The following is a 15,412-nucleotide window of genomic DNA, read 5'->3' on the forward strand; positions in this document are numbered from 1 at the left end:
CCTTAAATCTTGTTCATGCCAGATCGGCTCTCTTCATCTCATCTTACCGGACTTATCTCTTCCTATCAACCTATCTACACTACTAACCAAATTGAAAAAGTGCCCACGCAGTCTGATAGAGTTCGCATAGGATAAGGCGTGTCACAATCCATATTGGAGGAGAAACGCTCATGTGGTTATGGTTAGGTGTTTTTGCTTTCATTTTGCTAGTAATCGGGTTCGTGTATCGTTATCTGAACCAACTTGCCGAGAGCAAGTTTCATCCTCACGCTCCCAAGCAGCTCTTAGTCAAATTCAAGGAAGGTACAACCGAGGATGAGATGCACACCCTTCACAAAAAAGGGAGATGTAAAGTCGCTGAGACCTATGAAGATTTAGGCTGGTACCGTGTGGAATCCCGCAAAAAAATGCACAGAATGCTGAAACATTACAAAGATCATGAGCTTATTGAACATGCAGAGCCGAATTACCTCGTTGAGGCTTCTTTCACTCCCAATGACCCTTTCTTTCCTTATCAGTATAACCTGTCCAAAATCAATGCACCCGCTGCATGGGATATTACTCAGAGTAACAGCTCTGTTAAAATCGCCATTATCGATACCGGTGTACAGCTAAACCATCCAGAATTGGCCTCCAAGCTCCTCCCCGGTTATGATTATGTTGATTATGATAACATCCCTGAGGACGGGAACGGCCACGGCACCCATGTGGCCGGGATCGCTGCCTCCGTTACCAACAATGGTGTGGGCATCGCAGGCGCTGCACCACTCGCATCCATCGTTCCGCTCCGGGTACTGGATAACAACGGGCAAGGAACGATTGGAAATGTCGGTAACGGGCTTGTCTTTGCTGCCAATAACGGTGTACAGGTTGTTAACCTGAGCCTTGGTGGGCCGACGGGAAATACTTTCCTTCAAGCTGCCGTGCAGTATGCTTGGGAGCGAGGAGCTGTGATTATTGCTGCAGCCGGTAACGACAACACTTCATTCCCAATCGTACCCGCATCGTATCCCAATGTGATCGCCGTCGCTTCAACCAACCCTTCCGATCTCAAATCCAATTTCTCCAACTATGGTTCTTGGGTGGATATGGCCGCACCGGGTGATACCATTCTATCCACATACCTGGGAGGTTCCTATGCCTACCTTAGCGGTACGTCCATGGCTGCCCCTCATGTGGCTGGAGTGGCTGCACTTCTCGCTGCACAAGGGAAAACAAATGCCCAGATTCGGGATGCGCTGTGCTTCGCTTCTGATCCGGTATCAGGCTCCGGGATCTACTGGACGTATGGTCGACTGAATGCTTATCAGAGCTTGCAGGTGCCATAATACACCTACTATCGCTCATGATTGCACACAGGCATATCCTTTCCATTTTACACAAATAAAAAAACGAAGGGGCATCTGTAAGTGAGATGCTCCTTCGTTTGGTTAAAAAGTATTCGATGTTACACTTTTGCTGCCCAAAGCTCTATTTCAATTTTAATCTCTGGTAGACCTAACGCCGTAATATATCCAATCGTCATTGCAGGATAATCCGTACTAAATAATTGTCCCCACTCGGCATATAAGAAATCCCAATCGATTTCCTCGGTTGCCCATACGTTCACTTTGATAATATGTTCAGCATCTAAGCGCTCAGATTCGAGCACTGTTTTAATATTATTAAATGTATTCTTGACTTGCTCATTCAGACTCTCTGGAAAGAGTCCATTATGATCTGCTCCAATTTGACCCGAAGTCACAAATAACTCTGCATTCCTCGGGATTCTTGTAATATGCGTGTACTGACCTACAGGAGCTGGCATATTTTCTGGATTTTTTCTAGTAATTTTGTCCATATTCATCTGGATTACCTCATCATTCTTAAGATTTTTCTGCGTTATTTCCTAGTTTTATTCCGATTTTGGGCAGACCTCACCCTTGGATTAGATTCTAGAAAAAGACAGCAGTGGAGTATCCATATCCCGAAGATATAAACGCAAGTGATTTTTTCTTCATGAGTGGATGCTCCTCCCTTCTTAAGTGACAAGATTCTCTTCATTTCTTTATTATATCGGAAAGCCACATCATGGGTCAAATTCATCCCCTCATAGACAAAGAGCAATCCCGTAGTAACGAGACTGCTCTTTGTCTATTCTATAGCGTCGGACACCTTGTATCAGAAATATTGTGCGCCATTACTCGCAATGACATCTTTGTACCAGTGAAAACTCTTCTTTTTCACTCTGCGAAGTGTGCCCGTACCATCATTATTTCGGTCTACATAGATATAGCCATAACGTTTCTTCATCTCTCCGGTACCCGCACTGACCAGGTCAATCGGTCCCCAGCTTGTGTAACCTATGAGCTCTACACCGTCTTGAATCGCTTCAGCTATTTCGGCAAAATGACTATTCAAATATTCGATACGATAGTCATCTTCAACGGAGTCATTGTCTAACAACACATCGGTTGCCCCAAGTCCATTTTCTACGATAAACAACGGTTTGCCATAGCGGTCATGAAGCTGATTACATGTAATACGAAGTCCTTTGGGATCAATGGTCCATCCCCACTCGGAAGCTTGCAGATAAGGGTTCTTCACCGAACCAAATACATTGCCTTCTGTCGAATCTTTCAAAATCTCAGGGTCCGTACTGGTGCACCGGCTTGCGTAATAGCTAAAACCGATATAGTCGACTGTGTTCTGCATCAAGATATCTGCATCTTCCGGTTGCATGTCAATCCAAATGTCATTTTCTCTGAAAAATCTTTTTGTATAACCCGGATATGCTCCCTTCGATTGTACGTCGATGAAGAAGAACGATTCACGATCTTTCTCCATAGCCTTCCACACGTCATCCGGGTTAGAGCTGTATGGATACACCATTCCAGCGGCTAACATACAACCAATCTGTGCACCCGGAATGATCTCATGACAAGCCTTAACAGCAAGTGCACTCGCTACCAATTCATGATGTGCTGCCTGATACAGAACCTGATCTTTGTTTTCACCATCCTGCAGAACAATACCCGCTCCAATGTACGGGAGATGCAGCAACATGTTGATTTCATTAAACGTCATCCAGTATTTCACTTTATTCTTGTATCGATTAAATAGCGTCGTCGCATATTTCTCAAAGAAACCAATCATCTTACGATTCTTCCAACCGCCGTAAGTCTCGACCAGATGTACAGGTACATCGAAATGGCAGATCGTCACGACAGGTTCAATGTTGTATTTTAATAACTCATCAAAGACATCATCATAAAATTGCAAGCCTGCTTCGTTTGGCTCCGCTTCATCACCATTAGGGAAAATCCGTGCCCAGGCTATGGAAAGCCTGAGGCACTTAAATCCCATTTCAGCAAATAACGCAATATCTTCCTTATATCGATGATAGAAGTCAATGGCTTCATGTGAAGGATAGAATTCCCCTGCTTTTGGTTCATACGAATCCAGGTTACCCAGAGCAATATTCCATCGATTGGCACCAATCGGAATCAGATCTACCGTTGTTAAACCTTTGCCACCTTCCAGATAAGCACCTTCCAATTGATTCGCTGCAGTTGCTCCTCCCCAGAGAAAATTCTCCGGGAAGGCTGTAAACTTTTCATTCATTGAGGAGTTCCTCCTTAACCATCCTTAGTTTCAATTAGCTTAATACCGTGATCAATTTATCTTTCTCATGAACGGATGCATCTTTTGTTCCTACAACATCCAGATAATTTGAAGTATTCGTGACAATGATCGGTGTAACCGTCTCATATCCTGCATCCTTAATCGCTTGCAGATCAAACTCAACAATCAGGTCACCTGCGTTCACACGGTCTCCATCTTTCACATGGGTTGTAAAATGTTCACCTTTCAGTTTTACCGTATCCTGTCCAATATGGATCAGCATCTCTACACCATCATCGCTTACCAGACCAATAGCGTGTTTGGTACGATATACGGTTTGAACGACACCTGTGATTGGAGATACCACTCTACCACTGGTTGGACGAATTGCAATCCCTTTACCCATATGTTCTCCTGCAAACGTTACGTCATTAATTTCATTCAGTGCAACAACTTCACCAGCCATTGGGCTCACAATTTCGTATCTGCTGTTCGGATTTGGATCAAGTACAGGTGCTGGAGCTGGTGTAGCTTCCACTTTGTCTTTGAATCCAACCACATACGTCAGAATAAAACCAAGGATAAATGCGATACCACATGCAACCAGAGCCATATAGAAACCAGAATCAACACCTGTTGCTTTATTAATGAAACTTGGGAATCCGAACACGCCCAGTCCACCAAAAATGTATAATTTCGAACCGGCCAGTCCCAAGATACCACCACCGATACCACCAGCAATACAGCTCATGATAAATGGTTTTTTCAGTGGAAGTGTCAGACCGTAGATAGCTGGCTCGGTTACACCGAAGATCCCAGAGATGAAGGCCGGAATACCTAAAGATTTCAATTTCGTATTTTTGGTTTTCAGTATAACGGCAAGCACAGCACCGATTTGAGCAAAGGAAGCAGCGAAAGACATTGCAATCACCGGGTCTGCTCCGGAAGTGCTCAGGTTGAGAAGCATAACCGGCACGAGTCCCCAGTGGAGCCCAAACAGTACAAACACTTGCCATAAACCACCGATAATCAAACCTGTAACAACTGGGCTTAAATCGTAGATGCCTGTTGCTCCTGCACCAATCAACTGGCCTGCCCAAGTGGATACTGGACCAATCAGTATGAACGTCGCCGGAACGATAACGAGCAATGTAAAGAATGGAACAAGGAACGTGCTAACAACTTTAGGAATAATATTTTTAAAGAATCTTTCAATTTTAACAGCGAAGAATGTAGCAATAATGATTGGAATAACCGATGTTGAATAACTCATCAGAATAACTGGAATACCCAGGAACGTAATGTGAATCGGTGATTCAATTAACGTACCTGCAAACAGGGTGTACAATGGATCTCCAGCAGTCAAACCGGACAGCGAAGGATAAACTAACGAAGCACCTATCGCCATACCCAGGAACGGTGAACCGCCAAATTTCTTGATTGCCGTATAACCAAGGAAGATCGGGAAGAAGTAGAACAGACAGTCACCCGTTGCATTCAACAGTTGGTACGTTCCAGAAGTGTCCGTAATCCATCCAAACGATAAAAACATGGCTGTAAAACCTTTGATCATACCTGTGGCAGCCAGCAAACCGAGTAACGGTGTGAACACACCGGAGATCATGTCGATAAATCGACTGAACAATCCAACTTTCTTGCCTGAGTTGTCTGCTTCCTCTTCAAACTGACCTTCGGTTGGGAAATTCCCTGCCTTAACCACTGCTTTATATACATCCGGCACTTCGTTGCCGATAACGACTTGATATTGTCCGCCACTTTGCATGACAGTAATAACACCTGGCAGATTTTTAAGTTCTTCCGTTTTGGCTGCGCTTTCATTTTTCAGTTTAAACCGCAGTCTTGTTACGCAATGGAATACACTATTTACGTTCTCGCGACCACCTACACGTGACAGAATGTCCTTAGCCAATTGATCGTAGTTGCTCATTGTAATTCTCCCTCTCTAAGTAGACTCCCCATGACTTTTGAAACAAATAAAACCTGAACTACTGAACATACACAACATACCGGATCGTCCGGAAATCAGTCGTGTTATTCAGCAATTCAGGTTTTGCCCTTAACGGTTGCAACCCTGTAAGGCTGTACACTTTGGTATTTAATTAGTTTGATAACGAAAGTAAGTTGCATTCCATATCCTCTGAACTGAGGATGGTCGGCATTGCCTGATTGAACAGTTACAACCCGATTGATGTATGCGCTTACTTCTTGAACTTATCATAGTACATCTGAACTACGTTTGCAACACTTATTTTTATTAAATTCGTAAATACATTTGAGTGAGCGAAAATAAAAAAGGGACAACTTCGAAAGCATCGAATTTGTCCCTTTTTTTGTATAAAATTAACAATTATAATTACCCACTAAAGCAGAATTAACCAATAACCGTAACCAATTTATCCTTTTCTTGCACTTCACGATTTATTGTAGCAACCACGTCCAAATAATCAGCTGTATTAGTTACAATAATCGGTGTTACGGTCTCATATCCCGCCTCAATAATAGCTTGAAGATCGAATTCAACGATCAGATCGCCAACACTCACACGATCTCCATCTTTCACATGGGCAGTGAAATGTTGACCTTTGAGCTGTACCGTATCCTGACCGATATGGATCAAAATCTCTACACCTTGATCATCTACAAGACCAATTGCATGTTTGGTGCGATAAATCGTCTGTACCACACCATTAATCGGTGATACAACTCTCCCACTGGTTGGGCGAATGGCGATCCCTTTACCCATATGTTCACCAGCAAATGTAGCATCATTAATTTCTTGCAGCGGAACCACCTCACCCGTCATCGGGCTGGCAATCTCGTAACGATTGTTTGGATTAGGTTCAAGTGCAGCCGTCTCTTCTTTTACTGGCTCTGGAGCCTGTTTGGCTGCCTCTGGATTAGCAGGATCTTTGAATCCTACAAAATAAACGAGAACAAAACCTAGTACAAAAGCAATGATAGTAGCAATCATGGCCATCCAGAATTCGTAGTTGATCCCTTCTGTGGGACTAATCAGCGCTGGAATACCAAAGATTCCTGAAGCAAATACAAACATTTTGGAACCTGCGAATCCAATAATACCACCAGCGGTTGCAGAAGCAATGCAACTCATAATAAATGGCTTTTTCAATGGCAAAGTAAGACCATAAATAGCAGGCTCAGTTACACCGAAAATCCCTGATACAAAGGCAGGAACACCCAGTGATTTGAGTTTGGTATTTTTCGTTTTTAGCATAACTCCAAGAACGGCACCAATCTGAGCAAAAGAAGCAGCAAACATCATCGCCAGAATCGGATCTGCTTTCAGTGTGGACAGATTGAGCAGCATGATCGGTACGATACCCCAGTGTAACCCGAAGATAACCAACACTTGCCACAATCCACCAACAACAATACCGGTTACCAATGGACTCAAGTCATAGATGCCCGATACGCCCGCACCGATCAGTTGACTTGCCCATGTAGCGATTGGACCAATCAAGAGGAATGTTACAGGTACAACAATTAGAATTGTAAAGAATGGCGTGAGGAACGTTCTCACAACAGACGGAATGATCTTTTTGAAGAACGCTTCTACTTTTGCTCCAAAATAAGCAGCAATAATAATCGGAATTACGGATGAGGAATAACTCATCAAGATAACGGGAATACCCAGGAACGTGATATGAATCGGTGATTCAAACAATGTGCCTGCAAACAGCGTATATAACGGTTCCCCACCACTAAGACCGGATAAGGTCGGATATACAAGTGATGCTCCGATGGCCATCCCGAGGAATGGAGATCCACCGAATTTTTTCATAGCAGTGTATCCCAGGAAGATTGGGAAGAAGTAGAACAGACAGTCTCCTGCAGCATTCAACAATTGATATGTTCCTGAAGCCGGGTCCAACCATTCGAGAGAAGTAAACATGGACAGGAAACCTTTGATCATCCCTGTTGCAGCAAGCAAGCCGAGAATTGGTGTAAATACACCTGAGATCAAGTCGATAAACTGACCCAAAAGACTTTCTTTTTTACCGGAAGATTCCGACTCATCACTTGAAACCGGTTCATCCGCATTCATATTACCCACCTGTAACAAGGCTTTATACACATCAGACACTTCGTTACCCACGACTACCTGGTATTGTCCCCCACTTTGCATTACCGTTATGACTCCAGGCAGATTTTTGAGTTCATCTGTTTTGGCATTATTGTCATTTTTTAATTTGAAACGAAGTCTGGTCGCGCAGTGCACCACGCTGTTAATATTCTGTTTACCACCAACGCCAGACAGAATGTCTTTGGCTAATTGCTCGTGTTTCATGAAGTCTTTTCTTCCTTTCTGGCTAAACACGGATTCGAAGCATATTGGAGAGAATAAAAAAACCTGAACATCTGAATGTATGGAACATCCGGTTAACGGTATGTTCTGTCATTCAAGCGTTCAGGTTTTGCCCTAGTGGTTGCAACCCTGCAAGCTGATCTATGGGATTATTCAGAAGTTGCATTCACAACTCTCTCAATATGAATCGTTAAGTACATCAATTCTTCGTCAGTTAGTTGATACGTGTAGTTGCTTTCAATGAATTTCTTAATTTTCTCCGAGCACTTGTGTGCTGCCGGATACTTTTTCTGAATCATCAGGAACAGTTCATCATCGTTATTGCTCTTGTAATGTTTTCCCTTCACCAAACGTTGGGCGAAAAACTTCAAATGCGTGACAAAACGATAAAAAGTCAGTGAGTTCTCATCAAAATCAATCTTGAAATGATACTTAATAATCGTCAAGATTTCTTGCATGACCTGGGTCATACTCTTGATGTTGGGCATTTCCTCATTCAACGCTGCATTGACAAAGTGAAGTGCCATAAAACCGGCTTCGTCCTCGGGCAAGATCACACCAAACTGATCACAGATCATATTGAGCGCTTCCATTCCGACTTCATATTCCTCTTTGTATAACTGCTTTGTCTCCCAGATTAACCCGTTACGTATGGGCAGATTCTTGCGATACCGCTCAATAGCAAAGTGAATATGATCTGTAAGATGTAAGTAAATGCTCTCATTTAATTTCTTACCAAGTTTTAGCTTGGCATAAGCGATGATTTCCTCGGATACTTTCATGTATTCCAGAGGAATGCTTGAGATTAATGCCTTGAAGTTTTCCTGAATATCTTCATTCTGTAAAGTAAATATCTTGTCGATATGCTGCTCGGAAACCATATCACCCGCCCGCTTCTGATAAGCAATCCCCCGGCCAATGATAATAACTTCCTGTTGTTCGTCATTCATCGCAACTACAGCATTATTGTTCAGCACCTTCTCGATTTTCACTTTATCACTCCAATATACAGAAAAAGACAAACCAATCCCTTTTCTCAAGGTATACGGCTTTGCCTGATTCAACAGTTACAACCCGATATGTTGTACGCGCTTCCCTCATAATATTACAAATTTCTACACAGTGCAACAAAAAGTTAATATCGAATTAGCATGACTCCCGATCTAGGTAAATATACTCACAGGAGTGTGCAAAACAAGAATTATTTTACAAGGAATTACGATTTATTGTTTTTGCTGTCTTTCTCCAGTTCCGCTTCAATTCTTCGATTAATCATGTCCATTTGTTCTGAATCCAAACGATCGACTTGAGTGTATTCTTTATCCATCTCGTACTCTTGCGCCTCGCCTTTGTTCATTAGTCCTAGATGATTCTTGATGTCACGGATATCTTCACGCATATGCATCGTCTGGCGGTATTGGTCTACAACAAGTGCAAAAATAATGCCCCCGGCCACTATTGGACCAAATGGGATCAGATAACATAAAACAAGTCCAATGAGCAAAAATATAACAAAATACATGTGCAATGCCCCCTCATATAAAGTATCTACTCTGCTAAGATAGACGTTTCTCAGATTACAAATTAAATCGTTCCTGAATTAACTTTGCCACTTCATCCGGGCTCTTGTGTGTATTATCAATCCGTATATAACGCTCATGCGTGATTTCTCCCGGTTCGGAATTCAATCGATAATTCTTCATCGTATCTATCAAATCTCGCTCAGACCACGCGATATCACGCTTTGTTGGTTTATGTAACAGACGATGCGGACTCTTGTTACGCTCCAGCCTTTCCGATGGATCAGCCTCCAGTTCCACATAACAGACCTGACCTCCATGGGATGCAAACAATTCGCTGATCTTACGGATGTACTCTCCATCTTGCTCCTGATCAAACGCCCATACAAAAGTAAAAATCAGACCCGGCAAATCACTCTTCGCCACTTCTTCAAAAATCTCCTGACGGAACAGATTCACAAGTCTTTTGCCTTGTGGTGTACCATAACTGAAATAAGGAGACACCAATTCAATCGTCATATGGTTATGAAACAATTTAAGCTTTGTTATCTTCTCCAGTTCTTGCCCCACCGTCATTTTGCCCACAGCCTGCGGACCAAAAATAATCACCAATTTCATTCGATCACTCCTGACAAGGTAGTGTTCATTCCATTAATTCAATTTTATGGGCATTAAACTCTATGATACCTTCTTTAGCGCAAATAAAAAAGAGGTTTCAAGTGATGCCCTCGACGCTTGAGGGCTTGAAAACTCTTTTCTTAAATGGCATATGTTTATTTTAACTTAACGTCCAATCAGTACCCATCCCCACTTCATCCGCCGCAATCCCATCGCGCAGATCCATGAGATGAGGAGCGCCACAATATAAGATAGTATGACGCCCACGCTGAAGTGCCGAGCCAGTTCATCTGTGAATTCACGTCTCCAGAAGAGTAGTACAAGTGGATGCATTAAAAATACACCGAACGCAACTGTACCCAAGGAGTCCAGAACACGCGTAGCTTTCCGAAGCTCGCTATGTTTTCCTGTGCCGATTCGTTCACTACAGATCAGCAGGAGCAGGCAGGCTGATAGCGTAAACAGATTTCGGAACAGGAACAGCACGGTATAGGTTACCACCGGGTATGCAGCGAAAGCGGTTTTGACATAAGCATTACCATATATAAAAATGGCACCTCCACTCAACAGCGCAGCTATAAGCACATAACGGTGAGTATACAGTTTCTTCAGTGCCCACTCAAAGTTCAGCCCAACCCATGCGCCAAATCCGATGACGATCAGATAACTGGGTAACAAACTGCCTGTCCGTTCGAAGTGAAACTGCAAATGTAGTGCATAAAAGATCGCTTGGCCCGCAATAAAGAATAATGGCAAGTACCGTTTAAACAGACGATGGCGTGTAAGCGATAGAAGCCATGGAAAAACGATATAGAATTGAAGAATAATCAAAAAAAAGTACAAGTGGGTATGAGCGGTTCCCATCACTAACTGTTTGGCAAATTGAACACCGTGGGTCAAAGGTTCTTTGCCCGCAAGCAACTGTTTAATGGCAAAATAGATAAGGGACCACACCAAATAAGGTACAAATACATTAAATAAACGCTTCTTATAGAAAGCGAGCATCCAACCCTTCTCATTCACCTTGGAGCTGTAGTTGTAGAACAAGACCAGGGATGACAGGAACAGAAACGCTGGAACGGCAAATTGCAAAAACGTGTTCCAGAAATAATACACATCATGATCTAATGTATGCTTGGGGTAATGCGCAACTGCTGTTGAAGTCGCATGGATGGCTACCACTGCCATGATGGCAAAAGCACGATAGAGATCCAGATACTCAATACGCCGGGGCCGATTAACCGGTTGATTCATAAAGATAACCTCACTTGTGCCTGATATGGGATGATAGTTTCCGGCCGCAATCCAGATTCTATGCTTCATTTTAATCAGCACGCGAGGGTATTACAATCATAATCTATATTATTTTCGTTATATTACACCATTATTCTGCATTATTCGACATTCTCTATCCAGAATCGTTCAACAACATTGCCATTGGACTCCACATAGTCTTCATCCTGAATGCCACCATTTCGAAGGATAACCCTTCTGGAAGGCTCATTAATCGCATCACATACGACCAATACTTTAGTGATTCCAAGCTCTCTCGTTTTCTCCAAAGACAGCCTGAGAATTTCGGAACCATAGCCATTGTGCCGCTCTCCTGGACGAATACCATATCCAATATGTCCTCCACTGTTGAACAATTTATCGTTAAGCTCATGCCTTATATTCACAGCACCCACGATTTGTTGACTCTCCGTGACCAGCCAGTATGTACTGTCTTTGACCCAGCCCTCCGGGATGTCGATCCCTTGTTCATTACGCTGCAAAAACGCCAACATCTCATCGAACGCATAAGGATCTTTGGAAATGACCCAAGGTACCATCAATTCTCCACTTCTGACCCAGTCTTCATAAAATGCCAAATACGCATCCTTATAGGCTTTTGATGGTTTAATTAATCTAACATGTTCTTTCCCCATGATCATTACATCCTCCCAACAGATATTGATATTGCCACGTTCTCTCTTCCAGGACACGTAGCTCTTGCTCTTCCATCAAACAGTCATAAAAGATAGCTTTCACTGCATATGTTGCGGCATACACCGCATGGTCTTTCACATGGGCCGTTGCAGCTGCGTGTCCCGCCGCACGAGATGCAGCAGAGGCAGCGACATTATCGGCTTCCCGTGCAGCAGCATGAGCTGCAAAAGCTGCCTTTCGAGCGTCAACCATGGAAATCTCTCCACGAATCCAACCTCTTCCTGCATCAATGGCATTACGGGCGCGGAGATCCTCCGTCTTCTTCTCAAATATATACAAGACACGTGCCGCACACTCCGCAGCCCAACAGGCCAATGTATGGTGATCGTGTTGCTTAGCCAAATCCTCTATTTCGCGGCGCAAAAGCGCATCTTTGAATGCAGGTTTTGCCATGGTCATGCTCCTTTCATTGTACAATTACTACAAATTCACTCTCAGACAAGTTCGAAAAAGGACCTGCGTGTGAGCAGATCCTCTTCAACTGTATATCTTACCGCTTATTCTATTATTATACGGACTCTGTCAATGTAGGCTGTTGAATATCTCGTTCCTTCTTCGCATCCGTGTCTTTGTACGTGAATTGGTAACTTCCAGATCCCAATGTGACTTCAAGATCGTCTCCAATACTTCGAATAACCTGAATTTCACTTATCTGATCCAACGGTTTCCCTTGCTCCAGAACGATCTGGGCAACTGCTCCAGGAAGACGCACTGTACCTCTCGTATTGGCGGGAATATGCACCCGTATCTCCATTTCACCCTCCGCCAGCCGGTGCCAGCTTGAAAGAACCTGACCATACATCGTCTCCAGACTCGCTTTTACCCAATCTAGTCCTGGTCCAGGTTGCGGCTCGATATGCACCATTCGGAATCCTGGCTGATGTTCATCGGACCGAATGCCGGCAACATAACGATACAACCATTCTCCAATCGCCCCGTACGCATAGTGGTTAAATGAGTTCATATCCGCACTCCAGAGACTACCGTCCTCTTTGATCCCATCCCAATGTTCCCAGACTGTTGTTGCGCCTTGAGTTACCTGATACAGCCAGGACGGGTAATCCTTTTGAAAAAGTAATGTATAAGCCAGATCGTGAAGACCCGCATCACTCAATACCGGATTCAGATAAGGTGTGCCCACGAAGCCTGTGGTAAGATGATTCCCAGCTACTTTCACGAGTTTCACCAATTGATCGACAGCACGAGTTCGGGCAGTCCCGTCCAGCAGGTCAAATTGGAGCGCAAGAACATGCGCTGTTTGCGTTGGAACAGCAATTTTGCCAGCTGGAGTCACGAATTCATTTCGAAACGCATGAACAATATTTGCATGCAACTGCTTATAATATTCAGCATCATCTGTCTTTCCAAGTACCTCAGCCGCTTTTTGAGTTAACGAAACCGAATAGGCATAGAATGCAGTTGCCACATAATCCGTGTCCGTTGCACCGACATAACTATCGGGCTTGGAGTCCAGTCCCAGCCAATCGCCAAAGTGGAATCCCGTGTTCCACAGATATGGATTGTCACCCTGCACGTGAATGTACTCGATCCACCGCTTCATACTCTCATATTGCTCGGCCAGTAATCTGGCATCCCCATACATCTCATAGATCGTCCAAGGACAGATGACGGCTGCATCCCCCCAAGCGGCGGAGGAATGACTGGTATCTCCCCATCCTTCTGAAGTGGAACTTCTCAGATCCGGAACGAAGAATGGAATACCTCCATCTTCTCCCTGATCCGCTTCCAGATCCCGTAGCCATTTGGTGAAGAAGGGAGCCGTATTCATCAGGTAGGAAGACGTGCGAACAAACATCTGTGCATCGCCAGTCCACCCGAGCCGTTCATCCCTCTGTGGACAGTCTGTCGGCACATCAAGAAAATTCCCCTTTTGCCCCCACAGTATGTTGTGATGCAGTTGGTTCACCAATGGGCTGGAGCATGAGAACTGACCTGTTGGTTCCATATTCGAGTGCAGTACTATTCCGGTGAATTCAGCCAGACGGACGTGTTCCGGGAAGCCAACCAGCTTCACATAACGGAACCCTTGGAACGTAAAGTGCGGTTCAAATGTTTCCACGCCATCCCCCTTGCAGGTGTAGCGAATACACTGCTTGGCGGCGCGAAGATTATCGGTGTAGAAGTTGCCCTCATGATCCAATATCTCAGCATGGTGTAGCTCAACCGTCTGACCTGCCTCACCTTGAATGCTAAATCTCACCCATCCCACCATATTCTGCCCCATGTCTATTACACGATCTCCCTGTGGTGTTGTTAACAAGGCGATTGGCTGTAGTTGTTCTACTTGGGTGACGGGTACGTTCTCCTGCGCAACAATGATATCTTTTGGATGCTCCTGTACGTTCACGGGTGACCAATTCGTCTGAGATGAATCCGACCAATCGGTCTCCATTCGAGCATCATACGTCTCTCCCATATAGATGTCCGACATACGAATAGCACTTGGAGCAGCCGTCCACTCCCCATTGGAGAGAATACATTCCTCCGAACCATCTGCGTATCTCAAATGCAGTTCCAGCAGTAATGCGGATGTTGAACCGAATATCTCCCGTTCTTTGTTCCAGCCAAGATACCCTCGGTACCAGCCATCTCCCAGATTAGCACCTAATGTATTCTGTCCATGCTGGAGCAGGTCAGTAACATCATAGGTTTGATATTGTAATCGCTTACGATAAGAGGTCCAGCCAGGTGTAAAGTAATCTTCTCCTACTCTTGTGTTGTTCATATGCAACTCGTATAATCCAAGTGCTGTAACATATATGCGGGCAGAAGTAACAGGTTGTTTCACATTAAAATGCCTGCGCATACGCGGGCATGACGTATCTCCATCATCTGATGGTTGAGCTGTGATCCATTCTGCTTGCCACTTGTTATGACTATTCATAAGTCCCATCTCGAAATAAGCCGTTTCGGACCAGCCCGAATCACTTCCTGCATCATCCCATGCCTGAATCCGGTAATAGTATCGCGTTCGCGGAGAAGGCTGAAAATGGTTTAATTCCACATGTATGGATTGATCCGTATTTATCTTTCCAGAATCCCATGCAATCTCATCAAAATCTTCCGTCAATGACAGCTGAATCTGGTATGCGGATTGCATGCAGTTCCGACGATCGGACTGCAACTGCCAGCTTAATCTCGGTGATTTTACATCAAGGCCTATCGGATTGATTCTATACTCACAGCGAAGGTGACTAACGTTGAACATTAGCAGATCGTCCTTTCCATCTTGGCTTCCCATTCGGGGTTACGATATAATTATATCGATCCTGTTGTCGTAAATACCCGGTAATTCAGACTATTTCATCCGGTG

The 15,412-nt window shown here is 44.1% G+C and carries 12 protein-coding genes; 1 reads left to right on the forward strand and 11 read right to left on the reverse strand.

What is annotated here, in order from left to right; genetic code table 11:
* Positions 1-170: 170 nt before the first annotated feature.
* The gene (locus tag QVE09_RS04810; RefSeq protein ID WP_315935901.1) at positions 171-1,328 is read left to right on the forward strand and encodes a S8 family peptidase; all 1,158 of its coding nucleotides are present in this window, start codon (positions 171-173) and stop codon (positions 1,326-1,328) included.
* 119 nt (positions 1,329-1,447) lie between these two features.
* Here QVE09_RS04810 and QVE09_RS04815 read toward each other — a convergent pair whose 3' ends face one another.
* The 11 genes from QVE09_RS04815 to QVE09_RS04865 all read right to left on the reverse strand — a co-directional run bounded on the left by QVE09_RS04815 (position 1,448) and on the right by QVE09_RS04865 (position 15,307).
* Positions 1,448-1,846 carry a RidA family protein gene (locus QVE09_RS04815; protein ID WP_315935902.1) on the reverse strand — a complete coding sequence of 133 codons (399 nt, stop codon included), beginning with the start codon at positions 1,844-1,846 and terminating at the stop codon, positions 1,448-1,450.
* A 314-nt stretch (positions 1,847-2,160) separates the two neighbouring features.
* Positions 2,161-3,603 (reverse strand): 6-phospho-beta-glucosidase, encoded by a 1,443-nt coding sequence (locus QVE09_RS04820; protein ID WP_315935903.1) that lies wholly within the window; start codon positions 3,601-3,603, stop codon positions 2,161-2,163.
* A 34-nt stretch (positions 3,604-3,637) separates the two neighbouring features.
* Positions 3,638-5,551 (reverse strand): beta-glucoside-specific PTS transporter subunit IIABC, encoded by a 1,914-nt coding sequence (locus QVE09_RS04825; RefSeq protein ID WP_315935904.1) that lies wholly within the window; start codon positions 5,549-5,551, stop codon positions 3,638-3,640.
* Between the two features lie 444 nt (positions 5,552-5,995).
* On the reverse strand, positions 5,996-7,933 hold the full coding sequence (locus QVE09_RS04830; protein WP_315935905.1) for a beta-glucoside-specific PTS transporter subunit IIABC: 1,938 nt from the start codon (positions 7,931-7,933) through the stop codon (positions 5,996-5,998).
* Positions 7,934-8,100: 167 nt separating this feature from the next.
* On the reverse strand, positions 8,101-8,943 hold the full coding sequence (licT, locus tag QVE09_RS04835; RefSeq protein WP_074095537.1) for a BglG family transcription antiterminator LicT: 843 nt from the start codon (positions 8,941-8,943) through the stop codon (positions 8,101-8,103).
* Positions 8,944-9,167: 224 nt separating this feature from the next.
* Positions 9,168-9,473, reverse strand: a complete 306-nt coding sequence (locus QVE09_RS04840) for a hypothetical protein (RefSeq protein ID WP_315935906.1) — start codon at positions 9,471-9,473, stop codon at positions 9,168-9,170.
* A gap of 55 nt (positions 9,474-9,528) precedes the next feature.
* Positions 9,529-10,089, reverse strand: coding sequence for a DEAD/DEAH box helicase family protein (locus QVE09_RS04845; RefSeq protein ID WP_315935907.1), 561 nt, complete (start codon positions 10,087-10,089; stop codon positions 9,529-9,531).
* Positions 10,090-10,254: 165 nt separating this feature from the next.
* Positions 10,255-11,343 carry an acyltransferase gene (locus tag QVE09_RS04850; protein ID WP_315935908.1) on the reverse strand — a complete coding sequence of 363 codons (1,089 nt, stop codon included), beginning with the start codon at positions 11,341-11,343 and terminating at the stop codon, positions 10,255-10,257.
* A 140-nt stretch (positions 11,344-11,483) separates the two neighbouring features.
* Positions 11,484-12,023, reverse strand: coding sequence for a GNAT family N-acetyltransferase (locus QVE09_RS04855; protein ID WP_315935909.1), 540 nt, complete (start codon positions 12,021-12,023; stop codon positions 11,484-11,486).
* A complete protein-coding gene (locus QVE09_RS04860; RefSeq protein WP_315935910.1) occupies positions 11,998-12,471 on the reverse strand; it encodes a putative immunity protein in 474 nt (157 codons plus the stop codon). Before QVE09_RS04860 ends, QVE09_RS04855 begins: the two co-directional genes overlap by 26 nt.
* Positions 12,472-12,586: 115 nt before the next feature.
* Positions 12,587-15,307, reverse strand: coding sequence for a family 78 glycoside hydrolase catalytic domain (locus QVE09_RS04865; RefSeq protein WP_315935911.1), 2,721 nt, complete (start codon positions 15,305-15,307; stop codon positions 12,587-12,589).
* Between the last annotated feature and the right edge of the window lie 105 nt (positions 15,308-15,412).

This window comes from Paenibacillus sp. ClWae2A (assembly GCF_032452295.1).
GTDB lineage: Bacteria > Bacillota > Bacilli > Paenibacillales > Paenibacillaceae > Paenibacillus.